The following is a 24,582-nucleotide window of genomic DNA, read 5'->3' as shown; positions in this document are numbered from 1 at the left end:
AGGGATTTTTTTGATTGTAGTTAAATCAATTTCCAATTTTCTAGTTTTAGGGTGTTGACATATTACCGCTGTGCTATGAGAACATAAAAAAAGTGACTATTGTAGAGGTACTGAAAAGACAAATTTCGACTTTTATGCGTATCTCTACTGTAATCGTACCTAGCAAACACAATATACCTTAAAGAAGTGTCATGTTCAAAACTTCTATCGATGATTGTGGTAATAGTGATTACAGAGTTTAGTCACCTTAATATGAGTTAGCGTCTTCATGAGTAGGATCTGAGATGACAATGACTACTCGACGATTTAATTGTAAGTTTTCAACAGTCGTATTGGGAACGACTGGTCTTGTATCACCGTATCCTGTTGCAATAAAACGCTTAGCCTCAAGGTTATGTGTATCTATTAAAAAACGAATTACACTACTTGCTCTAGCACCAGATAGTTCCCAATTAGAAGGATAACGATAAGTTGAAATGGGCCTACTGTCTGTATGTCCTTCCACCTTTACACTATTTGAAATTGCTTTTAATAATGTTCCAACTTTACTTAGGAATAGCTCTGCTTCAGGAAGTAATTCTGCTTCAGCTGTTTCAAATAACGTTCGTTCTTGTAACACAAGAACAACACCTCGATCATCTCGCGTTGCTGATATTAATTCTGTCAGCTCATTCTGTTCAAGAAAGTCATTAACTTCTTTTAAAAGCTCATCCATAGCTACATGAGTTTCATTCAATAGGGCTGTCTCTCTACCAAACTCCCCTTCAGCAAAGGGAACTTTTCTCTCTTCTCCCCGCTCTTGACTGAGGGTTTACAAATTCAATAGCTGATGGCATATACTCAAATATTTGTCTTTGATTAAATGAGTCAGCGATTGCTCTAAACTTCTGAGCGTCAACAACTGACATAGAAAATAGCAGGATAAAAAAGACTAAAATGAGGGACATCAGATCTGAAAATGTCACCATCCACTTTGGTGCGCCTTTTTCTTCTTGACGCTGACGCTTACGAGGCAACATTTTCTTCACCTAGAACGTCGTCTTCATTTTTTGCTTTATTATTTGTAACTGAAAAAGCACTTAATTTTTCTTGTAGGACTTTCGGGTTTTGTCCAGATTGAACGCCAATAACACCCTCAATAATGATTTGTTTAATAAATACTTCTTCATCCGTTTTATTAGCTAGTTTCGTAGCCATTGGCAAAAAGACTAGATTAGCTAGAACCGTTCCATAAAGAGTTGTTAGTAAAGCTACAGCCATATTCAGCCCAAGGGTAGCAGGATCATTTAAATTTTGCAGCATAAGAACAAGACCAACTAACGTTCCTATCATCCCCCAAGCTGGTGCATACTCCCCTGCTTTTTAATAATAGCTCGTCCTTTGCGATGACGTTCTTCCATTGCAACTACTTCTGCCATCATTATATCCTTAATGACATCTGGTTCAATTCCATCTACAGCAAGCAAAACACCTTTCTTAATAAAAGGATCCTCCACTTCATCTAACCCGGCTTCTAAAGCTAGTAATCCTTCACGTCTCGCCTTCGTTGAGAGATCAACAAAGGTATCAATTAAATTCTCTAAATCGTGACTTTCAGTACGAAATGCTTCCCCTAATACTTTGGGAACCAATTTTAATTCTGCCAAAGAAAACGTAATTATAATTGCCGATACAAGTCCTCCAATTACGATAAGAACTGAAGCGATCTGGATAAAGAAAATAAATCCAGATGGCCCAGAGTTTGAGAAGACAGCCAATAGAATAACAATCATACCTAGTAAGATTCCTATTGGCGTCATAATATCAAATTTTTTCATAATCCTCTCCCAGTGGGCGCTTCATTCCGTTCTGATTACATCCTTCTACGTTATGATCAAAACGTAGTTCGTTTGCCAGAGTCAAATTTAGCTACCCTTATGATTTCGTTGATTGTCTAATTTCAATTCGGTGCGGGAGCACAACAACATGATCTGTTACTTCTTCTTTGTTCATGAGTTTCGTTAATAAACGCATAGAAACAGCACCAATATCATACATTGGTTGGACAACTGTAGATAACGTTGGGCGAACCATCGTAGCTAGACGCGTATTATCAAATCCTAACACTTCAATATCATCTGGAATTGTTAACCCTTGGTCTTGCGCACCATGAATAACGCCTAATGCCATTTCATCTGTAGAAGCAAAGATAACAGAAGGTTTGTTTTCTAACTCCAAAAATGAATTCATTGCTTCTATACCTGAATCATATGTGTAATCTCCGATGACAACTAATTCCTCATCAAAAGAAAGTCCCGCTCCTTCAATTGCTTCGCGGTAACCTAAGAACTTCTGATACCCATTAACCGGATCATCAAGCGTACCTGAAAGCATCCCAATACGAGTATGGCCCTTTTCAATTAAATTCGAAATGGCATCATAAACAGCTTGTCTATAATCAATGTTTACTGATGCAATTTCGCTATTGGTGTCAAGTGTAGCGGCTAAAACAACAGGAACTGGTGAACGCTTAAATTGTTCAACATGCTCTTCAGTAATGTGACCACCCATAAACACAATACCGTCTACTTGTTTCTCAAGTAACGTATTAATTAAGTGGATTTCCTTCTCTTGGTTTTGATCCGAGTTACAAAGGATAATGTTGTACTTATACATTGTGGCAATATCCTCGATACCTCGTGCTAGCTCAGCAAAGAAAATACTTGAAATATCAGGTATAATCACTCCAACAGTTGTCGTTTTCTTACTAGCAAGTCCTCTTGCCACAGCATTCGGACGATAACCAAGTCTCTCAATTGCTTCTAACACTTTCTTTCTTGTTGCTGGTTTTACATTAGGGTTTCCGTTTACGACACGTGAAACGGTCGCCATCGAAACACCTGCTTCTCTTGCTACATCATAGATTGTTGTATTCACTAGGATCCTCCTTAATTTTTGAAAATAAACTTTTCGTTTTCATGATTGTATAGATATCATACGATACTATGAAGAGGTCCGCAATGTTCTACACTATTTATATCGACAACCTTCAAATTTTTTTCATAGTATTTTCAAAAAAACCTACGTTCATTCACCATTTTTTCTTCTTATTGACAAAAAGAGAGGGGATGTCCTAAAAGGTCTGTTTTTGACCTTTTAGAACATCCCCGAAGCAATGAGCAGAGTCGCTACATCTTTAAACCTTGAGAAGAGTAGTTTACACACTCACGGATGTAGCGCACAAAGCTATTGCCACCTCTGTACCCGACTATGAGACAGTCTCTTAGTATTACCCCTTATACAATCCCGAAGCTTGTAAATCATCAATAAATTTATTGAATTGAGGGATATCCATTTGCTGAGCTGAATCAGATAAAGCTACTGCAGGGTCTGGATGAACCTCTGCCATGATTGCATCTGCACCGATAGCTAATGCTGCTTTAGCTGTTGGAAGTAATAGATCTCGACGTCCTGTAGAATGTGTCACATCAACTAACACTGGCAAGTGAGTTTCTTGTTTTAAGATTGGCACTGCTGAGATATCTAACGTGTTTCTAGTAGCTGTCTCGTATGTGCGGATCCCACGCTCACATAACATTAAATTGCTGTTCCCTTTTGCTACGATGTACTCTGCAGCATGGATAAATTCTTGAATTGTTGCTGATAGGCCACGTTTTAATAATACTGGCTTATCAACCGCACCTGCAGCTTTTAACAACTCAAAATTTTGCATGTTCCGAGCACCAATTTGAATTACATCTAGGTATTCTATAGCTGTTTCAATATCAGAAGGATTTACGATTTCACTAATAACTACCATATCAAGTTCATCAGCAACTTGCTTTAAGATTTTTAAACCCTCTAATCCTAAACCTTGGAAATCATATGGAGATGTACGTGGTTTAAACGCTCCTCCACGTAACAACTTTATTCCTCTTTCTTTAAGAGCTTTCGCAACGGTTAATACTTGCTCGTAACTCTCAACTGCGCATGGACCCATAACAAGACGTTGCTGGCCATCCCCCATCATAACACCTTTAAGATCGACAACTGTATTTTCAGGGTGCTTTTTACGTGAAACAAGTAATGCTTTACTATTATCTTCCTCTTGCAGTTCAAGACTTGCTTTGAAAATTTGTTTAAACAAATGTTGTAATGTAGATGTCTCAAATGGACCTTTATTATTTGCGGCAATATGGTCAAGCATGCTACGCTCTCTTACCGGATCAAATCGATTTACACCTTGCGTACTTTTTACTTTTCCAATTTCTTGAACAAGACGAGCTCGCTCATTGATTGTTTCAAGAAGCTTTAGGTTCACCTCGTCTAACTCTGTTCTCAACACATCTAATTGGTCATTACTCACTATTCTCCACTCCCTTTTACAATGCTTCTTTTGTATTTAAAATTCATTATATATGAAAATTCAGAGAATGTCACGAACTTTTTCTTTAGCGCTTTTAAGCTTTTATGCTTTTTAGCTTTTAAGTGATAAAGCGTTTTTTTTGGTGGATTATATTTTCGTTTCCTATGAATTATGTATCTTATGTATCGCATGAGGTTTTTGCCAACATAAATGAGAAAACCCCTCATTCCTTCGTAAGGATGAGAGGTTTCCTTTTCAATAGTTTATTTCGACTGTGCTGCAGCAGTTTCTTCTTCTTCTATCTTTGATTGAATGTCATTTATCTCTTGTTTTACCGTCTCAGCAATTTCTTCCCCTGAGTTTTGAACTTCTCCAGCAAGATTTCCTACAATTTGTTCAGCTGAGTTAGACGCCTCTTCAGCTTCAGTTTTTAAATTTGAAGTCGCCTCCTTTACCTTACCTACGACTTGTGCAGATTGGTCTGAGACAACTTTAGCAATGTTGGATGATTTTTCCTTTGCGTAAGTAGCCCACTCATTTCCTTTATCATATGCAGTTGATGTGAATTGAGTCGTTTTATCACGGGCAATTTGTGCCTGTTCGTTAATATCGCTTCGGAGTTCTTTCCCTGATTTAGGTGCCAAAAATAAGGCTGCTGAAGCACCTACAATCCCACCAATTAATGATCCAATTAAAAAATCCTTTGTGTTCATGCTATTCTTATCGCTCATAACCTTTCTCCTCCTTCAGCTCACTCTGTTCTTTTTTTTGTTTAAATTTTGAATATAAATCAATTGCGACATTGCCCCATTGAACGGCTTTTGCAATTTGATCCGATTGTTTAACAACTTGAGATGAGACTGTATCAGAAACATGTCTGATGGACTTATTAACTTGCCCAACCGAATCACCAAGATCCTTTACTGATGAAAAAACGGTATTCAATGATTCCGATTTCTCTTGAAGATCGTCAGCTAAGCGATTTGTACGATGTAACAATTCCTCAGTCTCTTTTGTAATTCCTGTTACTTGCTTTTCTAATCCAGCCATCGTATTCGCAACATGATCAAGCGTTCGATTTGCTGATTTCAATGTTCGAACCAAATATATGACTAATACTGCAAAGGCGATTGCAGTTACTAAAGCACTTATGTACAATAAACTTTCCATTATAGATCTTCACCTCCTTGACTTTCCGATCTATAATTCGTATTACCCATTCTCACGTGATATTAAACCTCTCCATGAATAATAATTCGCGGTTGTCTCGGAATTTCCTGCATCTTTTCACAATTACTGTTATGTTTTCCTATTATCGTATACAATAAGAAAGAACGTTTAAGGAGGAATTTGAATGAGAGATCCGAGAATTCAAACATTAGCCAAAAATTTAATTACCTACTCAGTTGAGTTAAAAAAAGGGGAAAAAGTTTTAATAGAAAATTTTGGCCTTCAACGCGAGCTGGTTACCGCACTTGTACAAGAAGCCTATCTTGCTGGTGGATTTCCATTTGTCTTATTAAAGGATCATCAGGTGGATCGTTCTTTGTTAATGGGCGCACAAGAAGAACAACTTGAAATGATGGCTTCCTTTGAAGCTCAGGTAATGAGCGAGATGGATGCTTATATTGGTCTGCGTGCAGGTGATAATATTTCAGAACTGTCCGATGTCCCAAATGATAAGATGGCATTACACGGCAAAACAGTTGGTACAAAGGTTCACAGAGAAATTCGTGTTCCAAAAACAAAGTGGGTTGTTTTAAGATATCCGAGCTCGTCTATGGCACAGTTAGCTAACACAAGTACAGAAGCATTTGAAGATTTTTACTTTAATGTTTGTAACTTAGATTATAGCAAAATGGATGAAGCGATGGATTCACTAGTTGCCTTATTAGACCGTACGGACAAAGTACAACTGAAAGGACCAGGTACTGATTTAATTTTTTCAGTAAAAGATATCCCGTCTATTAAATGTGCTGGAAAACGTAATATACCAGATGGTGAAGTTTACACAGCTCCTGTTCGCGATTCAGTTAACGGAACGATTACATACAATACACCTTCTCCATATCAAGGGTTCACGTTTGAAAATATTTCATTTACATTTGAGAATGGAAAGATTGTTGAAGCATCAGCAAACGATTCCGAGAGAATTAATAAAATATTAGATACAGATGAGGGAGCTAGATTTATTGGAGAATTCGCGATAGGTGTAAACCCATACATTCAACATCCAATGAAAGACATTCTTTTTGATGAGAAAATTGATGGAAGCTTCCATTTCACACCAGGGCAATGTTATGAAGAAGCTTCAAACGGTAACTCATCTAGCATTCATTGGGATATCGTGATGATTCAACGTCCAGAATACGGTGGGGGCGAAATTTATTTTGACGACGTTCTCATTCGCAAAGATGGTCGTTTTGTTGTACCGGAACTAGAAGCACTTAATCCGGAGAACTTAAAATAAAAAAACAAAAAGGGTGACTCACACGTTTGAGTCACCCTTTTCTTAATTGGAAATTGCTTTTTCATAAGCTTGTTGGAACTTTTGAATATCGCCAGCTCCCATAAAAAGAAGAACACTATTTTCGTGATTTTTTAAAACGTCGATTGATTCTTCCGTTATTAACTGTGCATTTGGAATTAAATCTTTTAAATCACCAATCGTTAAAGAACCAGCTTGCTCTCTTGCTGACCCAAAAATATCACACAAATAAACAACGTCTGCCTGTTTTAACGACTCAGCAAATTCGTTAATAAATGTTTTCGTTCTTGTAAATGTGTGTGGCTGAAAAATAGCTACGACATTGTAATCTGGGTATTTTTGTTTCGTCGCCTCAATGGTCGCTGCAATTTCAGTTGGGTGATGAGCGTAATCATCGATTAACACTTGTTTATCAATCACTTTTTCCGTAAAGCGGCGTTTAACACCTTTAAATGTCTTTAAGTGCGTTGCAACCACATCTGCCGGTACATTTTCATAATGACAAAGCGCAATGACTGCTAAAGCATTTAAGACGTTATGCTTTCCGTACCCTGGAATCGTAAACGTTCCATATAGACTATTACGAACGTACACATCAAATTGCGTTCCTTCATTTGTTGTCTCTACATTTCTAGCTTGAAAGTCATTATGTTCTCCGAAACCATAATATACAACAGGAACATTGGCATGAATTCCTTGTAAATGTTCATCATCACCACATGCTACGATTGCTTTTTTCACTTGCATGGCCATTTCTTGAAATGCAGAAAAGACATCTTGAACATCTTTAAAGTAATCTGGATGATCGAAATCAACGTTTGTCATAATGCAATAGTCAGGTTTATAGTTCAGGAAGTGACGACGATACTCACAAGCCTCAAACGCAAAATACGTGGAATCCTCTTCTCCTTTTCCTGTACCATCACCAATTAAATAAGAAGTAGGAAAAGCTGAACCTAAGACATGAGCTAACAACCCCGTCGTTGATGTCTTTCCATGAGCTCCCGTTACCGCAATACTTGTAAAGTTTTGTATGAATTCTCCTAAAAAGGTTGGGTATTTCTTCACTTCAAGACCTAATTCATGAGCTCTTTGTACTTCTTCATGATCATCACCATAAGCTGCCGATACAATCACTTGTTGATCACTTTTAATATTGTTACGTTCAAAGGGCAATAAATTAATCCCTTTTTGTTCAAGCGGGCGCTGTGTAAAAAACTGTTTCTCAACATCCGACCCTTGAACTTGTTTTTTCATATCATGTAAAACTTGAGCGAGTGCGCTCATACCAGAACCTTTTATACCAATAAAATGGAAATTTGTCATATTTGGACCTCCAAAATTCACATGGTTTTCTTGCGTCCAATGGTGTCAGTATTGCATTTGTTCAAAAATGTTCTCTCTTATCGATGCAACCCCTTTATACACTTGCATTGACCCATTATATCAGAAAACGACGCTATCACCAATTTGAGCCATTCTTCTGTATTCACCCCATAGTATATGATATAACACGAAGAAAAGACCCTCTTAAGTAGAGGCTACAGAAAAAGGTTCACTTTTTCCTTTTTCATAGCCTCTACGCAATAAAAGGAACCGATATTGTGAGTATATCTTACGCCATACAACTATAATTAAAGTTGTACGTCCAAACGCACGGATCCATTGTTACTTTCTTAATTTACTCTACTATTTGTAGTCTTGGGTTATCACGGAATCTTCGACCAGCCTTAGCTTCATGCTCACCATTTAACAGAACATTGTCACCCGTAAAACCAATGTTAAGCTTCAATAAGCTTCCTCCAACACCATAAATGTCGACTGGAACACCCGCTTCTTCATATTCTCTTATTCTTGTAGCAGTGAATCCACCAGTAGCAATAATTTTAATATGCTCAAATCCTTCCTTATCTAACGCTTCTCTTAAAGCAAAGATTAAAGTCGGATTTGCACCACGCGGGTCAAAAGCCCCCATGACTTCTGGCTTTCGGCAAAAATACTGGTCAACCATCGTTCTAGATGTATCAACTCTTACTCCTTTAAGTTCCGTGCCGAATTCACGAGCTACTTTTAAGGAATCTGTAATAACATCATTATTGTAATCAACAAGGGCCATCAAATCATCTTCTGGATACGTTTCTTTGTACGCACGAGTTGCAGCAACAACATCTCCTTGAAACAGCTGGATTAAGGCGTGAGGCATCGTTCCCATTCCTTTTTTCCCCCACCATTCGTTCATTGCATGTGTTGCTTGTGCTTTAGAACCTCCAATAAAGGCTGCATAACCATCTCCAGATTGCTGCGTAAAGTGATCATCACGATCTCCCATGAAAATAATAGGTTTTTGAATTCCCGATTGTCTAGCAGCCTTAGCTACATTATAGACATTTGTAGCTACAGATGTGCGCCTAGCAAAGATCCCATCGATAATTCCCTCTAAATAGCCAAAATCTTCATATTTACCAGTAATTGTTAATACTGTTTCGAATGGCTTAATTTTATCTCCATCTTCTAAAGACCTAATTTCAAGCTCATTTGCGTTTTGGGCAAATGTTTTTATTAACGCAATGACTTCATCAGTCCCACATAAAACAGCATGTTCCTTTTGAAAAAATTGCATTGTCACAATGTTATTTGGACGATATTTTTCAACAATCTCTCTTGTTTTCAAAAAATAAACGGCAGAGAACCAGCCCTCTTGAACACGTTCATCAAATTTAAAAGTTTCGTTTGTTAAACGTTTTATTTCTCCATTCAATTTCCGTGTAATCTCTTTCATCCATCTAAACTCCTTGTAATAGACCATTCAGCAGTAGAATAGGTAACGTTTTTATCTTACTATCATATATAACCTTTTCCATTAAGACAAGGTAAAAAATAGTAGAACTACATTACCCCTCTTTATGATAGAGAACTTCCTCGAGCTCGAGTTCATCTACAAGGACATGTCTTGGCTTACTCCCCATCGCTTCAGATACAATTCCTCTTTCCTCCATCATATCAATAAGTCTAGCTGCTCGGTTATAACCAACACGGAATCGTCTTTGTAAACTTGATGCAGAGGCTGATCCCTGGTCAATAACAAAATAACAAGCTTCTTCAAAATGCTCATCATCGACTGCTTCGTGGGCAACATGCTTTAATTGCTCCGTTTGCAATAAATACTCAGGCTCTCTTTGCTTCTTCACGTGAGCAACGACATCTTCAATCTCTTCATCAGATACGAAAGTTCCTTGAACACGAACAGGTTTCGGCGAGCCATTTTCATGAAAAAGCATATCCCCTTTACCTAGCAATCTCTCAGCTCCTCCCATATCCAAAATCGTTCTTGAATCGGTTTGAGAAGATACCGAGAAGGCGATTCTTGTTGGGATATTTGCCTTAATCAACCCAGTAATGACATCGACTGACGGTCTCTGAGTTGCAAGCAATAAGTGAATTCCACATGCTCTTGCTTTTTGTGCAATCCGACAAATTGAATCTTCCACCTCTTGTGGGGAAACCATCATTAAATCAGCTAATTCGTCGATGACTACTAAAATAAATGGAAGAGCAGGCTTATCAGGAGATTCAGAATAAATCTCATTATATCTGCCTACATCACGCACACCTTGCTGACTAAACAATTCATATCTACGCTCCATTTCAAGAACAACCCATTTTAAGGCCGCCGTTGCCTGTTTGGCATCTGTAATAACAGGTGTTACTAGATGTGGTAACCCATTATATGGGGCAAGTTCAACCATTTTCGGGTCAATCAACATTAACTTCACTTCATCCGGAGTCGCTTTAAATAATAGACTAACGAGAACGGAATTAATGCAAACACTCTTTCCAGAGCCAGTAGCACCTGCAACAAGTCCATGAGGCATTTTCTTTAAATCCGTTACGATAGGTTGTCCGGAGATATCCAGTCCTAGTGCAACCGTTAATGGTGACTCAGAACGTATAAAGTTTTTTCTACGTAGAATTTCACGTAAAAATACTGGGGTAGACGTGCGATTAGGGACTTCTATGCCGATGGTGTTTTTACCTGGAATTGGCGCTTCAATTCGAATATCTTTGGCAGCTAATGCCAGCTTCATATCATCGGTTAACCCCGTTATCTTTGTTACTTTCACACCCCGACCAGGTTGAATCTCAAACCTTGTAACAGAAGGGCCTTTCGTTACATGAACAACTTTTGCATCAACATGAAAACTTTGCAAGGTTTCTTCTAAAATCGTACCTTGTTCCTTAAGCCATTCAGACTCATCCTGTTCCTGTAATTCAGGGTAATTAAGTAGTTGAATACTAGGATAAGAGTAATCAATTGGGCTTTTCTCAGGCGTAGGTGCAGATACTTGAGTTTGTTTCCTTTTTCGATCCTGTGGCAGCATCATTACATTAAATGGAATTGCTGCTTTTTTAGGTTTGCTCACTTCAGAAGTCTTGTGATCCTGTTTTTCCTTTTTTAGTTTCTTAGATTCAACAGAAGTACTTTCAACTTCTCCTGTTTTTTGCTTTGGAGATTTCTCAACTGTTTTTAAAATGCTCTCTTGATTTCCTTCAAACTCCGAAGCTTCGAGCTTTATGTAATTCTCTTCAACTTTTCCTTCTTCTTGTTTAACTTCTGTTAAATTTATTTCTTCTACTGATTCTTCTGTTTCTGTTAATTCTACTTCTTCTACTGATTCTTCTGCTTCTGTTAATTCTGCTTCTTCTACTGACTCTTCCACTTCTGTTAATTCTACTTCTTCTACTGATTCTTCCACTTCTGTTAATTCTACTTCTTCTACTGATTCTTCCACTTCTGTTAATTCTACTTCTTCTACTGATTTTGCTTCGTCTATACTTTCTTCTAGTTCTAGTTCTATTTCTGCTTCAATTATTTTCTCGATTTTTTCTTTTACTTCCTCTACAGTTTCTTCGACGTCTCCTTCGCTTATTTCCTCTGTTTTTTCCTCTAGTTCTTCTACAACTGTATCAAAAGTTACATTTTCCTGTTCTTTTCTTTCTTCTTGTTGAAATGTTGCTCTGGCTAACGCCTCTTCTAAAATGGTAGGTACATCATAAGGCCTTCCTTTCATTTCAGTTGAACCTAGTTCGAGCTCATTTGTTAAACCTTTGACATCTTGAATCACTTCAAGTTCATTCTCTGAACCTTTACGCTCCTTAATTACTTCTTCACTTGAAATTTGAATTTCTTCTATAGGATTCTTTTGTTCAATTATTGGTTGTAAGCTCTCTGTGACGTTTTTCTCTATTTTCTTTTCTATTTGTTCAACTTTATGAGGTTTGGTTTCCTTTTTGCTTTTATCCTCAAACGGAAGAACAGATAAGGTGTCACCCAATCTACTTTTTGCCGATTCTCTTGCTTTAAAACCATATACTGGGGATGGAATCTCCGATAGCTTAAACTCCGATTTCGAGTTAGAGTTCCATGTTGGATCAACCTTTTCCACTTGTTTTTCCTTTTTCATTGTAGGATTGCTTGTTCTGTTGTCAATCTTTTGTTTCCTGTTTTTCAATTCGCTCACTTTTGGTTTTGGTTTATCATCAATTAAAGGAAAGCGAAAATTTCCTTTTTTCGGATATTGATAAACGACTTTAGACTCACTTTTTTTATTTTCTACTTGAAACGACTTATATGTCGTCTCCGTTCGATGCTGCCTCGCTTCTATTTCCTTTTCTTCCGTAGGTTCTCCGCTTAAAAATTGTTGGAGCCTCCTCATCCAGCGATGCAATGTTCCCATTGTGATCACTCTCTTTCTTTAATCATTTCTTCAAGTAACGATAGAAAAAGGTTGACTCATACCAATCTAATCAATGTTAGAAGTGATCTGTTCCCAGTAAAGAACAGACGCATTGGATTTGAGACAACCTTATATCATCACAGTTATTTGAGCACGGCACCAATCTCATATCAATCGCCTCTAGCAAAAACGTCTTTTTCGTTCAAGTAATACAGAATGCATACCGTTCCTCCATACCTTTTACTAAAAAAGACATTGTGTTTTGACAATTACTTTTTTGTTCTCTATAACTATATCATTGTACCATAATTAATCTTATTGTGATGGGGCTTATCGACCTAATTCTATTTTGGTTTTCTTTGGGCCAAAATAAAGGTTGGTTCTAATTCCCCATCTTCGTATAGGAAAGGTAACGCCGTAACCGGCACTCTTCCTTCTCCAAAAAACTGAAGAGCAAGTTGTGCAAGAACATCATAGCCTCGCTCATTTACAATATCAGCAAAAATAAGTACATCTTGATGCGGGACAGCAACAGCTAGTTGGCCAGTTGCCATCTTTTCCATTTTCTCTAACAATGATTGATCGAGAATTCGACTAGCATCAAATCCATCTTTTGCTCGCAAGAAAAAGAAGCGATTTCCTGCTACAGTATCTTCTTTTAAAGGCTGTGGCAATGATCGGACGTTAAACATCGCTACTTCACGAATTTTTGCCTTCGTAAAGGACGTTCCTTCAAGCATGCTTTCTTGGATCAGAGTGTATGATTCTCCTTGATCAATGACGTAATAGACCCGCGTTTCAGCAGTATGTTCGTCAAACAACAGTGCTTCTCCTGCATTTGACTCTGTCGGGAAAGAAGTAGAACGAATGACTGGGAAAATACGTTTCTCATTCCCTGTAATCATTGGCTTATGTTTCATCGCCTCTAGTCCGACCTCAACATATCGAACAACTTCATCGATCGAACCAAACTCTTTCCTCTCCCATTTAGCAAGCAATGGTTTTAGCGAAAGAGTAACTCCTTTTTTTATTTCGTCATCTTCTATTCGTAAAGTCGATTCCTTATGATCATAAAAAATGGTCCACCCATCTCTTGTTAACCTCTGCTCAATCTCTTTTCGAAACTGTCTCATTTCCATAAAACGATCCTCTCCTTCTATCTATCCTATTTTATCAGAAAGGAAAAGACGAACCAAATCGATTGATTTAAAAAAAGATAGAAACCTTTGCTTTATCAAAGTTGATACAAAAATAAAAAAGGGGGTGTCTTTGAGACACCCCCGGAGCAATGAGCGAAGTCCTACATCTTATAAAAAGCCTTGAGAGGAGTGGGTTACACACTCACTGCGCGTAGCGAACGGAGCCATTGCCTCCTCTGTTCCGGACTTTTGGGACAGCCCCACATACTGCGATGGCTCCACTCGCCGTGCGCCTATATGAGAAAACAGCTCATATAGGCTTAAAACATAACGGCGGCTCCGCTCTTCGCTTCGAGTTTTTTTGAAAAAGGTAAAAAGCGACCTTTTTCAAAAAAACTCTTAAAAATGTGATTCTGCTTTTGTAAGAAATTCTTCAATCTCTTCTTGTGATTTACGATCTTTACTTACAAATCGTTCTACTTCTTGCCCGTTTACAAAAGCTAGAAAGCTTGGGATTCCAAAAATATTTAGTTCTCCGCACAGATCGATAAATTGATCACGGTCGACATAGTAAAAAGAAAAACTAGGGAAGTCAGCTTCTATCCTCGGTAAAACTGGCTCAATTACGCGACAATCTGGACACCAATCAGCCGAAAACATAAATACAGCTGATTCTTTACTCGAAATTTCTTTAAATTGTTCAACACTTTGAAGTTTTTCCATTAAAAACACCCTCACCTTACTTATTGTTCTATCTTCATATCTCCTAATCGAATGGTGCCTCTTTTTCTCATCCATTCAGCTATGAGTAAACTTATTATAGCAGGTCCAATGAAATACAGTAAAACAACACCAATTAATACATGCATGGAAAACCCCATATGTGTAAATGTCATAATCGGACCAACGAGCCCACTCGTTCCCATTCCTGCTCCTGCTGGATTGTTCGTCATTCCGAATCCAACAGTCGCAACAGGTGCTAATAGAGCACCTGCAACTGTTGGAGGAATAAGGATATACGGGTTCTTTACCACATTAGGCACTTGGAGCATCGACGTTCCTATTCCTAATGAAACTAGCCCAGACCAACCATTTTCGCGAAAGCTACTAACAGCAAAACCAACCATTTGTGCCGCACACCCAACCGTTGCTGCACCTGCAGCAATTCCTTCAAGTTCTAACATGATTGCTAGTGCAGCACTTGAAATGGGTGCTGTTAAAGCTAGTCCCATTAACGTTGCCACAATTATCCCCATCAAAATAGGTTGTTGTTCTGTCCCCCACATGATAAGGGAGCCAAATTGCTGCATTCCTGCTTGAATCCAAGGTCCAATGATAGAAGCAGATAAGAAGCCTGTAATAATGGTAACAAGTGGCGTTAATATGATATCAAGCTTTGTTTCTCCTGAAATGAGTTTTCCTAGTTCTGTCGAAATAACGGCCGCCACAAAAGCACCAGCTGGTCCACCTAACTGAGCTCCCGCTGCCCCGCTCACAATTGTCGCAAAAGCAACAAGTTTTGGTGCCTTTAATCCGTACGCAACCGCAACACCAATTGCAGGTCCCATTAGTCCCATTGCTAGAGAGCCAACTTCTTGTAACCACGTCCCTACCGTTAACATTCCTGTATGAAGAGCCACTTGTTCCCCTACTGTACGGATGATGAGTCCAATAATTAGCGAAGCAAATAAACCTAATGCCATATGGCTTAATGCGGTTATGAAATATGTTCGCCACGAAAGGTCAATCCCTTTTTTCTTTAAAAATGTCGTCACGATTAGTATCCTCCTACATCAAAAGAAATCTGTTATTTAGCTTGATATGACTGAACAATTTCAGTCATTGCTTCAATGCTGTCCCTAAGGTCATTATAGGTTGTCAGCGTTGATAACTTTGCACCGCCAACTGTTACAATGACAAATAACTGTTCTTCGTCTTCTTCAGTTACAATTAAATAGGCCAACTGATCTTCTGCTTCTAAAAGCTCGTAAAGCAAAGCCCCACCCGCAGCCGCTAAATCACGTTGAAGATGAATACTACTTGTTGCAGGTTCTGCTGGTTGATGAAATAAAACGAATAATTGCTCACCACTTTGAAATAAAGCATTGTATTCAATGTCCTCTATTACTTCAAATCCTCTAGGTAAGTAAACATGAAACATTGATAACTCAGTATTAGGTTCAAGAGAATCTTCTTCTAGGTTATGAATAAAGGCTTGATGACCTAACTCTAACGCCTCTTCTTCTGTGACTTGGCAACCTACAACTAGTAATAGGAACGTAAGAAACAAACTTACTTTCCAACATTTTGTAATCAATTATTACACTCCTTTTTTCTTATCTTGCACAATTCTACCTAATAATACCCCTGTAGACACAAGCTGACAAGACAACTTTCCACTACCCCTGATATAATAAAACTGACTCATTACAAAATAGGAGTGATTTCATGAAATTAACCGTCTATTTAGCAGGAGAAATTCATAGTCCATGGCGTGAGTATTTACGTAAGCAAGCAAGCGAACGTAACCTTCCACTTGTCTTTACTGGTCCTATGGAAGATCATGATCGTTCAGACAACATTGGTGAGGAAATTTTAGGAGAACAGCCAAATAAAGTGTTGAAAGACGAAACAGCTTCTAGTATTAATAATTTACGAACACAAATCTTACTTTCCAATTCTGATGTGGTCATTGCTTACTTTGGAGAAAAGTACAAACAGTGGAATAGTGCAATGGATGCAGCAACAGCTATCACCTTAAATAAACCTGTGATTCTTATTCGTGATGAAAAACTTCACCATCCATTAAAAGAATTATCTAACAAAGCTCAATTAGTTGTCGAAACACCCGAACAAGCTCTTCAAGCACTTTCATATGTTTTTGAATAAGGAAAGCCGCGCATGCGGCTTTCCTTATATGCAATGTGCGGAGCCGTTGCCTTGAGTGGTCTTCTCAGAAAAAGGCGTGCGACGTGCAGAGCCATTGCACTTCTTCGACTATACTTTCAAGCCCCTTGATTGAAAGCATGTTAGTATACTCACTGAAAAAAAAAGTAACCACTAAGTAGAAACCAACCTAGCCGTTACCTTTTTATGTTGCACTCATTTCGTTCCTTCTGCCAATTTAAACATTCCAATTGCCATCCCTATACTCGTTAAATATATGGCCCCCGTAAAGGCAAGTACAATAGCTACAGTTGCTCTAGTCATTGTCACCACTCCTTCTTACATCAAATTCTTACTCCCACTTTTATTATAATAAGAAGGGAGCAATGTGACTGAGCTAGTCGTGTCTATAATTTACATTTAATGGAAATTATTAATATAAACACTATGATTAAATTGTTAAGAATATTAATGCCTTGCTTGTACTAGTGAAGTAACATATTGTCCATATAGTAACCTAACTATGTGAGTAAAAAGTTCTTTTCTACTTACCCAACCACCCGTATATATTCCAATTGCTCCCTCTTTTTTTCTAGTGTGAATATCTCCTGTTACATCAGCCATTACAGTACCAAGTTCATCTCCTTGCCGTAGTCTATTTGCAACTTGTTCTGGCAAAGGGAACTTTGCTCCACTTGCTATCCATTCAGCTCCTTCTTTATGCGATAGAACTCCCCAATTACAGAGTAACAATCCCGATTCTGTTTCTTGCACCCCACCTTCCAACCCAAAAGCCAAGTCAGCACCAGTCATGGCAAGTGCATGTTTGGCACGGTTTCTGGCTCCCTCTAACGTTTCGTTATCTGAAAATGGCTGTCCACTTACTCCTGATTTTGCTTTGACACTGATAAACGTATGACCCTCTCTTATGAGCGAATCTTGAACGGCATGTACTTTTGCCGGATTTTTTGTTCCTATGGCAACAATCATTGTTTACTCCTCTCTTTTCAACAACAAAAACAAGGTTGACCTACAAGGATTAACCCCAAGCTACCAACCTCATTTTAGTCTTATTTTCCCCTTTTATACCCCGTCATTAATAGTCTTAACCGTACTATTATCGACTGCTTTCACTAACTTAACAATCAATTCCTTCGCTGCTGCATAATCATCAATATGAACGATCGAAGCTGAAGTATGAATGTAACGAGAACAAATACCAACGACTGCAGATGGGACCCCGTTACCAGACATATGAACCCGACCTGCATCGGTACCACCTTGAGAAATGAAATACTGATAAGGAATTTCATTTGATTCCGCCGTATCTAGTACAAAATCGCGCATTCCACGGTGGGTAATCATGGATCGATCATAGATCCGAAGCAATGCTCCTTTTCCAAGTTGACCAAATGCATCTTTGCCCCCTGTTGCATCATTGGCCGGACTTGCGTCTAACGCAAAGAAAATATCAGGTTGAATCATATTAGCTGCTGTTTGGGCTCCTCTAAGTCCAACCTCCTCCTGCACGGTTGCACCTGAGTACAAAATGTTTGGAGTTTCTTCATGTTGTAATTCTTTTAATAATTCAACAGAAAGCCCAACGCCATACCGATTATCCCACGCCTTAGCCATTATTTTTTTGTTGTTAGCCATCGGTGTAAATGGACAAACCGGAACAATTTGTTGACCTGGTTTCACCCCAATATTGGTCGCATCTTCTTTATCGTCAGCACCAATATCAATATACATTTGCTTAATATCCATTGGTTTCTTGCGCTGAGCCTCTTCTAATAAATGAGGAGGTGTCGATCCGATAACACCAATGACTGGGCCATTATCGGTCATAATTTGCACACGCTGTGCAAGAAGGACCTGACTCCACCATCCTCCTAATGTTTGAAAGCGAATTAAACCGTTCTTGCTAATCGATGTAACCATGAAACCAACTTCATCCATATGACCAGCTACCATCACCTTTGGTCCATTCTCTAACCCACGCTTCACACCGAAAATACTGCCTAATCTGTCTTGAATAATTTCATTCGTATATTTTTCCATCTCGGAGCGAACAAACTTACGTACATGATGCTCAAATCCTGGCGCACCTTGAAGTTCTGTTAAAGTTTTAAACAATTGCATTGTTTCTTGATTCATGTCATGAAACTCCTTTCGCTTCCCGAAAAAATATGTATCATCTTTATCTTATCCGAAACACTTTTTGATTTCCACCGTAACCTTTATTCTTAAGAGGTCATATATAGATTGAAACCGTTATTCTATTTTGGATATACTACAAAGTGAGAGTAATCTAAATGTGAAAGGATGAAAACTAATGGTGAAACGTTTCATTGCAGGATTAGGGATTGGTTTAGCCGCTGGATATCTTCTTGGTCCAACGTTAAAAGGCGACAAAATATCTCCGGAAAAAGCATTAAAAGAAGTAAAAAAAGCCGTATCAAAAACATATGCAATTTCTGGTTCATGGATTCATATGATCCCGGAAACTGTCGACCGTAATAATATCTCCTATACCGTTTATCGCGGTGGTCTTTCTACTACTAATGAACAAGGAACGACGCAATATGAATTTTTGGTCGATACAAAGTCCGGTACATTACTCGAACTTCAATCATCTTAGAACTGAGGTGACTCTCCGCTACATATAGCTATAGAGAGTCACCTACAAACACCTAAAAAGGCTACACTCTTTTTTATTACTTTCTAATAATGGAATCAACAATTTCGCCATCCTTGTTCCATTTGATTGCTCGATACTTGTAATCATGATAAAACAAAAAATAGGCTTCTTTTTCTCTTGCAAACCTTTGCCACCTCTCTTTTTCATGTATAGACGTTATCGGGTAATCGTCATATGCCAGAACCCATAATACATTTGAGTGTGCTTCAGTTGGCATAATATCGGCTAAATGAAGAAATGTTTCTCCTTCATGCTCAATAACGAGAATGCTATGCCCTTCACTGTGTCCACCAGTATGGATAAGACGGATGCCTGGTATGATTTCAATTTCATCTTGAAATGTTTTCACATTGGATTCAATCGCCTTCCAATTCTTTTCCCAGTATGTATTGATAGACCTGATATTAGGATGTTTCATCTCATTCCATTCCACTTCAGAAGTAATGATGAAAGCGTTATCAAAGACCGGTACATCTTCTCCGTCCACATCCATGACAAGTCCTGTGGCGTGATCAAAATGCATATGTGTCATTAAGACAAAATCAATATCTTTTCGACTGAGATTTAAAGCTTCTAAGTCTTTTTCAAGTGATGACTCTTCAGTGACACCAAAATTTCTTTTTTTGTTTATCCGTTAAGCGTCCTTTCCCAATTCCACTTTCAACTAAAATTCGGTAGCCATCTTTTTCAATTAGAAAAGGATCTGTACGTAGTTCAATTTGATTCTTATCATTATGTGGATATCGTTTACTCCATAAAGGCTTCGGCACAACACCAAACATCGCTCCTCCATCCATATGAGTAACGCCTCCATTTAACCAAGTGATTGACAACCCATTTCGTTCAATTCGTTCCATTTTGATCAGCCTCCCTTTGTTAGTTTTTAGTTTTCATAACCTATTCTATTCTTGAAGCATGAAAGACATGTTTTTCATCTAAAAAAGGAAAGAATCCCTATTCGAATTCTCCCCTTTGGGCTAGCCTTTATGACCTAAATTTAGACTCACAACGATAAATTCTCATTCCCTTTCTTGAGAATTTACGTTCATATTCTGTCATAACATTCCCTTTTATTCCGCTGCGGTGCAAATCTAAGCTTACATTATGCAACGTCATTCCATATCCAGAAAAACTTTCCAAAGAGTATTCAAACAGACCTTGGTTATCTGTTTTAAAATGGATTTCGCCACCATCAACTAAAATTTGTTCATACATCTCTAGAAAACCCTTATAAGTAAGACGACGCTTTTTATGACGATTTTTTGGCCAAGGGTCTGTAAAATTAATAAAAAGGCGTTCAGCTTCTCCCTTTTTAAAGAAATTAAGAATATCTGCTACATCTTCATTTAAAAACTTAAGATTTGGACGATCTAGATCTTTTACTTGCTCTAGAGCTCTGAGCAATACACTGTCATACTTTTCAATTCCGATAAAATTAATATGTGGATGAAGTTCACTCATTCCAACTAAAAACTGTCCTTTTCCTGTTCCAACTTCAACATGAATTGGATTTTCGTTATTAAAAACTCCCTTCCAACTTCCCTTATGTTGACTTGGATCTTGGACAACAATATTCGGATATTGTTTTAACTCATCTTTTGCACCTGGTATATTACGTAAACGCAATTAAATCACCTCTAGTTATTTATTTAAACAATTGATTGTAAGCGGAATGAATTTATGAGGCTTGTCTACCTCCTGATTATTTAGCAAGTATAACGTAGTTTCGAATAGCTTTTACTTACATAGTACAAAATAATGCGTAAGGAAATACATACAAAGGAGTGTTCGATCATGCCTATTACAAATCAAGATAAATTACGGTTACTAAAAGACTTATTGGAAAATCAAGCTGCTGAGAACTACATGACAACGGATGAAGCTGAACAAATTGAACGACTGTTATCTTCTCTGAATGATGATCCCACTTTACAACCTGTCGTTTCACAAACTTTAAGTTTAATTCGGGAAAAGCATCAGCTGAACCATGAGCCGTTTCAACAAAATGATGTCGAACAATGGTTAAACGCTCTTACAATTGAATAATTCGACAGCAACTATATTTATTCCTCAGGAAATATCTACATGAACCGAGGAAATCTTTATAAAACACAAACCAAAAGACTCACCATCTTAGAAACGGTGAGTCTCTTCTAATTTTCAAGTAGGCTTCTTATATAATCTTTTAATTGTTCTGCCTGTTCAAACTGACCACGGCCAAAATGCCATAATAAAACAGAGATCGATTGAGAAACAACATACCAATGCATCCGATTCCGTAAACAATCTTCAAGCTCAACACCATATTGGCGCAACCAGTACTCCCATTCATTCCGAGGAATATAAGAGTACAACAGAAGTCCAAGATCAAGAGCTGGATCCGAGACAGTTGCCCCATCCCAATCAATTAAGTAAAGGTGCTCTTCTTCATCAAGCATCCAATTATTATGGTTAATATCACAATGGCAAACAACAAAATGTTCATGAAGGACAGATTCCAACTTATCAAATAAATAAGCCATTCCAAGCTCAATCGTTTCATCCTCTATTTGAAAGGCTTGTAACTGCCTTCGCAAGTTCTCAACGATGACATATGGTGTCAATGGTTCATTGCCAATCCGTTTAAACATATCAAGGAGTTCACTTGAACCATGAATTTTTGCAAGTAACGTTGCAACTCTGCTCTCTTTCATTTCATATGCCTTTAGCTCACGACCTTGCACCCATTTTTGGGCTGTAACAACATCACCGTTCTCTAAGCGCCTGGTCCAGAGTAACTTTGGAACAATTCCTTCGGCTGAAAGGACAGCAAGAAAAGGCGACGAGTTTCTTTTCAAGAAAACTGTCTGTTCACCTTGCTGGGCTATATATGCTTCTCCTGTTGCACCACCAGCTGGATGAACTTTCCAGCCATCTCCTAAAAATTGTTCCACCCAATTCACCCTCAATTTCATAAACTATCCATCACTTACTTTATATTAGTATTATATCGTATTTGATGACTTTTACCTATTTCATTTTAAAAAATTTATGCAAAAGTGAGACATTCGGTTGATTTATCATATATAAAAATCTTTGCCTCTATTTTGTCTTATAATTCACACAAACTAAAGTTGATAGCGGAGAAACGTTTACGCAGTCCTCTCCTATTTTGCTTAATGGTATCAGAGAAGCGGCCTGATCGTCAACGACTACGTACCATTCGTTCTCTTTCGGGAGCAAAAGCCGCTTAGAATGAAGACTAGCGTTATGGATAACGATAATATCATCCCAACGATCCAACTCACCAAGATTTCTTAAATGATAGGCAATGCAATCTGATTCAACGAGAAGCAAATGAAAATGTTCTTTAATTAACTTATAACTTTCCATCCGAAATGCTGGGTGAAAACGTCTGATTTTAATTAGGCCACGAATATAATTAACCGTTTTTTCAAAATGAGCTCGTTGCCCCCAGTCGAATTGATTTACCCAATCTGGTTGGTTGTAGCTGTTTTCGATGCCATGTTTGGTACGAAACCACTCTTGACCTGCATGTAAAAAAGGGATACCTTGAGAGAGCAATACGATGGAAGTTGCTAGTCTGTGTCGCTTTTCTAGAAAAACTCCTTCTTCATATGGATGAATTCTTTTTAACTTATCCCAAAGAGTATGATTGTCATGAGCTTCTACATAATTAATTGCCTGCCTTGGGTTTGAAAACAGTTCAATGCTTCCTCTCACACCACTTAGTATTTCATCTATCGAAAAATCGTTGCCACTAATAAATCCAGGCTGTATCGATTCAAATGTACTACCTTTAATCCCATCTCGAAACTTATCTTGAAAAAATCCGATCTCTTTTAATTCTCGTGCTTGATCTGTAACTGCGCGTATTTCAGTTGGATAGGCTGTCGGAAGATCCCAGCCTTCCCCAAGAACAAATATGTCTTTACTACTCTTAGTAGTTTCCTCTGTTACTTGCTTCATTGTTTCGACATCCAAAATCCCCATCAGATCAAAGCGAAAGCCATCAACCTTAAATTCTTTTAACCAATATGAGATGGAATCTACGATCATTTTCCGAGCCATTTTCCTCTCTGATGCAAAGTCATTCCCTACTCCTGTTCCATTACTCATTTCTTTCTCGTCTGTATAACGAAAGAAATAGCCCGGTACAATATTCTCTAGTGGAGATTCCTCCCAAATATAGACATGATTAAAAACAACATCCATGATTACTCGAAGCTGTTTCTCATGCAAACTAGCTATGAGTGACTTTAGTTCCCTAATTCTTGAATAACCATTATACGGATCGCTTGCATAGCTCCCTTCAGGAACAAAGAAATGGGTTGTATCATAACCCCAATTGTAATGAGTAGGATTTTGCCTGTTACTCTCATCAATACTTCCAAATTCTTGGACCGGTAGCAACTCAACATGAGTGATCCCTAACCTTTCTAAGTAATCAATTCCAGTAACTAAGTTCTTTTCATCAAAAGTATTTGTTTCGGTCATTCCCAAATACTGACCTTTTTTTGTAATCCCATTCAATCTTCCAATTGTAAAATCTCTTATATGTAACTCATAGATGATGACATCATTTTTTGCTTGCATAGGCTCTAGCTTTGGCCAATGTTGCGGATTCGTTTTAGTTAGATCCCCTATCATTGCTTTTTTACCATTCGCTGATAAAAATTTAGCATAAGGATCAACAACCTTACGCCAAGATTGGTTCACACACACCTCAAGTATATACCAAGCTCCCTCCCTATCGCCTTCGAGGTCTACTCTCCATACACCTTTGTCATCACGATAACAGGCTTTCCTCTCCCCTTCTTCATCGTACCAATTTTCGAAAAGAACCAGATTCACTTTTGTTGCAATAGGAGCCCAAACGGCAATCTTTGTCCATTCTTTTGTATAGGTCATGCCAAGATCATCCCCGGCATAAAAAAACATCTCGTCAAATGCTTCAGTCCTCACCACATCTGTAATTTGGACAAAGCTTCTACCTTCACCAAATTCAACATAGTTATCTTCTTCAAAGCAAAAAGGCTCAGTTAACTGAAGGTCTACCTCTTGGCCATTTACTCCTTTTAACAAAAGAGGCCATTTCCCAGAATCATTACTAATAAACCAATTTTCTTCAATATGCTCAATGGAACTTTCCATGTTGACGAGGATGTTGTCAATGGTGACGAGCGTTGCAAATTTTATCGGATGATTGACAAATGACTCCTTCTTTTGCTTCAATGATGAAAGCCCCCTTTTCTAAAGTCTAAAGAATATCGTAAGATCGTATCGTA

20 protein-coding genes and 3 pseudogenes are annotated in these 24,582 nt (G+C 38.1%); 4 read left to right on the top strand and 19 right to left on the bottom strand.

The window, feature by feature from the left end; genetic code table 11:
* Window positions 1-247 precede the first annotated feature (247 nt).
* From motS to SAY88_RS19580, 6 genes and pseudogenes are all read right to left on the bottom strand, one after another.
* Window positions 248-1,019, bottom strand: a pseudogene (gene motS, locus SAY88_RS19605) (flagellar motor protein MotS).
* Window positions 1,006-1,817 (bottom strand): annotated as a pseudogene (motP, locus tag SAY88_RS19600) (flagellar motor protein MotP). Before motP ends, motS begins: the two co-directional pseudogenes overlap by 14 nt.
* A gap of 97 nt (window positions 1,818-1,914) precedes the next feature.
* Window positions 1,915-2,916, bottom strand: coding sequence for a catabolite control protein A (ccpA, locus tag SAY88_RS19595; protein ID WP_332633838.1), 1,002 nt, complete (start codon window positions 2,914-2,916; stop codon window positions 1,915-1,917).
* 352 nt (window positions 2,917-3,268) lie between these two features.
* Complete coding sequence (locus tag SAY88_RS19590) at window positions 3,269-4,345, bottom strand: bifunctional 3-deoxy-7-phosphoheptulonate synthase/chorismate mutase (RefSeq protein WP_250096726.1); 1,077 nt, start codon at window positions 4,343-4,345, stop codon at window positions 3,269-3,271.
* A gap of 263 nt (window positions 4,346-4,608) precedes the next feature.
* Window positions 4,609-5,076: a YtxH domain-containing protein gene (locus SAY88_RS19585; RefSeq protein ID WP_332633837.1), complete on the bottom strand. Its 468-nt coding sequence runs from the start codon at window positions 5,074-5,076 to the stop codon at window positions 4,609-4,611.
* Window positions 5,066-5,515: a DUF948 domain-containing protein gene (locus SAY88_RS19580; RefSeq protein WP_332633836.1), complete on the bottom strand. Its 450-nt coding sequence runs from the start codon at window positions 5,513-5,515 to the stop codon at window positions 5,066-5,068. Before SAY88_RS19580 ends, SAY88_RS19585 begins: the two co-directional genes overlap by 11 nt.
* A 184-nt stretch (window positions 5,516-5,699) precedes the next feature.
* Here SAY88_RS19580 and SAY88_RS19575 point away from each other — a divergent pair, with 184 nt between their 5' ends.
* Window positions 5,700-6,815: an aminopeptidase gene (locus SAY88_RS19575; RefSeq protein WP_332633835.1), complete on the top strand. Its 1,116-nt coding sequence runs from the start codon at window positions 5,700-5,702 to the stop codon at window positions 6,813-6,815.
* 42 nt (window positions 6,816-6,857) lie between these two features.
* On the opposite strand, the gene murC is transcribed toward SAY88_RS19575, so the two are convergent.
* From murC to SAY88_RS19540, 7 genes are all read right to left on the bottom strand, one after another.
* The gene (gene murC / locus SAY88_RS19570) at window positions 6,858-8,159 is read right to left on the bottom strand and encodes a UDP-N-acetylmuramate--L-alanine ligase (RefSeq protein WP_332633834.1); all 1,302 of its coding nucleotides are present in this window, start codon (window positions 8,157-8,159) and stop codon (window positions 6,858-6,860) included.
* 355 nt (window positions 8,160-8,514) lie between these two features.
* On the bottom strand, window positions 8,515-9,612 hold the full coding sequence (locus tag SAY88_RS19565; RefSeq protein WP_332633833.1) for a nicotinate phosphoribosyltransferase: 1,098 nt from the start codon (window positions 9,610-9,612) through the stop codon (window positions 8,515-8,517).
* Between the two features lie 112 nt (window positions 9,613-9,724).
* Window positions 9,725-12,568 carry a DNA translocase FtsK gene (locus SAY88_RS19560; protein ID WP_332633832.1) on the bottom strand — a complete coding sequence of 948 codons (2,844 nt, stop codon included), beginning with the start codon at window positions 12,566-12,568 and terminating at the stop codon, window positions 9,725-9,727.
* Window positions 12,569-12,912: 344 nt separating this feature from the next.
* Window positions 12,913-13,707: a DUF1444 domain-containing protein gene (locus SAY88_RS19555; RefSeq protein ID WP_332633831.1), complete on the bottom strand. Its 795-nt coding sequence runs from the start codon at window positions 13,705-13,707 to the stop codon at window positions 12,913-12,915.
* 399 nt (window positions 13,708-14,106) lie between these two features.
* Window positions 14,107-14,430, bottom strand: a complete 324-nt coding sequence (locus SAY88_RS19550; protein WP_250096734.1) for a thioredoxin family protein — start codon at window positions 14,428-14,430, stop codon at window positions 14,107-14,109.
* Window positions 14,431-14,450: 20 nt separating this feature from the next.
* The gene (locus SAY88_RS19545; RefSeq protein WP_332633830.1) at window positions 14,451-15,482 is read right to left on the bottom strand and encodes a PTS sugar transporter subunit IIC; all 1,032 of its coding nucleotides are present in this window, start codon (window positions 15,480-15,482) and stop codon (window positions 14,451-14,453) included.
* 32 nt (window positions 15,483-15,514) lie between these two features.
* Window positions 15,515-16,024 carry a hypothetical protein gene (locus tag SAY88_RS19540; protein WP_332633829.1) on the bottom strand — a complete coding sequence of 170 codons (510 nt, stop codon included), beginning with the start codon at window positions 16,022-16,024 and terminating at the stop codon, window positions 15,515-15,517.
* Window positions 16,025-16,155: 131 nt separating this feature from the next.
* Here SAY88_RS19540 and SAY88_RS19535 point away from each other — a divergent pair, with 131 nt between their 5' ends.
* Entirely contained in the window at window positions 16,156-16,596 is a 441-nt protein-coding gene (locus tag SAY88_RS19535; RefSeq protein WP_332633828.1) for a YtoQ family protein, read from the top strand.
* A 465-nt stretch (window positions 16,597-17,061) separates the two neighbouring features.
* On the opposite strand, the gene SAY88_RS19530 is transcribed toward SAY88_RS19535, so the two are convergent.
* Together SAY88_RS19530 and SAY88_RS19525 are read right to left on the bottom strand one after the other, a co-directional pair.
* Window positions 17,062-17,583, bottom strand: coding sequence for a DUF84 family protein (locus tag SAY88_RS19530; RefSeq protein ID WP_332633827.1), 522 nt, complete (start codon window positions 17,581-17,583; stop codon window positions 17,062-17,064).
* A 93-nt stretch (window positions 17,584-17,676) separates the two neighbouring features.
* On the bottom strand, window positions 17,677-18,750 hold the full coding sequence (locus SAY88_RS19525) for a M42 family metallopeptidase (RefSeq protein WP_332633826.1): 1,074 nt from the start codon (window positions 18,748-18,750) through the stop codon (window positions 17,677-17,679).
* 178 nt (window positions 18,751-18,928) lie between these two features.
* Between SAY88_RS19525 and SAY88_RS19520 the strand changes: the two genes are divergently transcribed.
* Complete coding sequence (locus SAY88_RS19520) at window positions 18,929-19,234, top strand: PepSY domain-containing protein (RefSeq protein ID WP_332633825.1); 306 nt, start codon at window positions 18,929-18,931, stop codon at window positions 19,232-19,234.
* Window positions 19,235-19,310: 76 nt separating this feature from the next.
* Here SAY88_RS19520 and SAY88_RS19515 read toward each other — a convergent pair.
* Both SAY88_RS19515 and trmB read right to left on the bottom strand, forming a co-directional pair.
* Window positions 19,311-20,151: pseudogene (locus SAY88_RS19515) on the bottom strand (YtnP family quorum-quenching lactonase).
* A 127-nt stretch (window positions 20,152-20,278) separates the two neighbouring features.
* Window positions 20,279-20,920: a tRNA (guanosine(46)-N7)-methyltransferase TrmB gene (gene trmB, locus SAY88_RS19510; protein WP_332633824.1), complete on the bottom strand. Its 642-nt coding sequence runs from the start codon at window positions 20,918-20,920 to the stop codon at window positions 20,279-20,281.
* A 168-nt stretch (window positions 20,921-21,088) separates the two neighbouring features.
* Between trmB and SAY88_RS19505 the strand changes: the two genes are divergently transcribed.
* The gene (locus SAY88_RS19505; protein ID WP_332633823.1) at window positions 21,089-21,340 is read left to right on the top strand and encodes a YtzH-like family protein; all 252 of its coding nucleotides are present in this window, start codon (window positions 21,089-21,091) and stop codon (window positions 21,338-21,340) included.
* 107 nt (window positions 21,341-21,447) lie between these two features.
* On the opposite strand, the gene SAY88_RS19500 is transcribed toward SAY88_RS19505, so the two are convergent.
* Both SAY88_RS19500 and pulA read right to left on the bottom strand, forming a co-directional pair.
* Complete coding sequence (locus tag SAY88_RS19500; RefSeq protein WP_332633840.1) at window positions 21,448-22,242, bottom strand: phosphotransferase family protein; 795 nt, start codon at window positions 22,240-22,242, stop codon at window positions 21,448-21,450.
* Between the two features lie 133 nt (window positions 22,243-22,375).
* On the bottom strand, window positions 22,376-24,529 hold the full coding sequence (gene pulA, locus SAY88_RS19495) for a type I pullulanase (RefSeq protein WP_332633822.1): 2,154 nt from the start codon (window positions 24,527-24,529) through the stop codon (window positions 22,376-22,378).
* Window positions 24,530-24,582: the final 53 nt, after the last annotated feature.

It is taken from the genome of Halalkalibacter flavus, assembly GCF_036663575.1.
In the GTDB taxonomy this organism is placed as follows: Bacteria; Bacillota; Bacilli; order Bacillales; family Bacillaceae_D; genus Halalkalibacter; species Halalkalibacter flavus.
This window is presented reverse-complemented; position numbering and strand designations above follow the sequence as displayed.

Excerpts from the sequence above, each read along its gene's own strand:
- SAY88_RS19585 (WP_332633837.1), bottom strand. The coding sequence starts at position 5,076 with ATGAGCGATAAGAATAGCATGAACACAAAGGATTTTTTAATTGGATCA.
- SAY88_RS19580 (WP_332633836.1), bottom strand. The coding sequence starts at position 5,515 with ATGGAAAGTTTATTGTACATAAGTGCTTTAGTAACTGCAATCGCCTTT.
- SAY88_RS19575 (WP_332633835.1), top strand. The coding sequence starts at position 5,700 with ATGAGAGATCCGAGAATTCAAACATTAGCCAAAAATTTAATTACCTAC.
- murC (WP_332633834.1), bottom strand. The coding sequence starts at position 8,159 with ATGACAAATTTCCATTTTATTGGTATAAAAGGTTCTGGTATGAGCGCA.
- SAY88_RS19565 (WP_332633833.1), bottom strand. The coding sequence starts at position 9,612 with ATGAAAGAGATTACACGGAAATTGAATGGAGAAATAAAACGTTTAACA.
- SAY88_RS19560 (WP_332633832.1), bottom strand. The coding sequence starts at position 12,568 with ATGGGAACATTGCATCGCTGGATGAGGAGGCTCCAACAATTTTTAAGC.
- SAY88_RS19555 (WP_332633831.1), bottom strand. The coding sequence starts at position 13,707 with ATGGAAATGAGACAGTTTCGAAAAGAGATTGAGCAGAGGTTAACAAGA.
- SAY88_RS19550 (WP_250096734.1), bottom strand. The coding sequence starts at position 14,430 with ATGGAAAAACTTCAAAGTGTTGAACAATTTAAAGAAATTTCGAGTAAA.
- SAY88_RS19535 (WP_332633828.1), top strand. The coding sequence starts at position 16,156 with ATGAAATTAACCGTCTATTTAGCAGGAGAAATTCATAGTCCATGGCGT.
- SAY88_RS19530 (WP_332633827.1), bottom strand. The coding sequence starts at position 17,583 with ATGATTGTTGCCATAGGAACAAAAAATCCGGCAAAAGTACATGCCGTT.
- SAY88_RS19525 (WP_332633826.1), bottom strand. The coding sequence starts at position 18,750 with ATGAATCAAGAAACAATGCAATTGTTTAAAACTTTAACAGAACTTCAA.
- SAY88_RS19520 (WP_332633825.1), top strand. The coding sequence starts at position 18,929 with ATGGTGAAACGTTTCATTGCAGGATTAGGGATTGGTTTAGCCGCTGGA.
- SAY88_RS19505 (WP_332633823.1), top strand. The coding sequence starts at position 21,089 with ATGCCTATTACAAATCAAGATAAATTACGGTTACTAAAAGACTTATTG.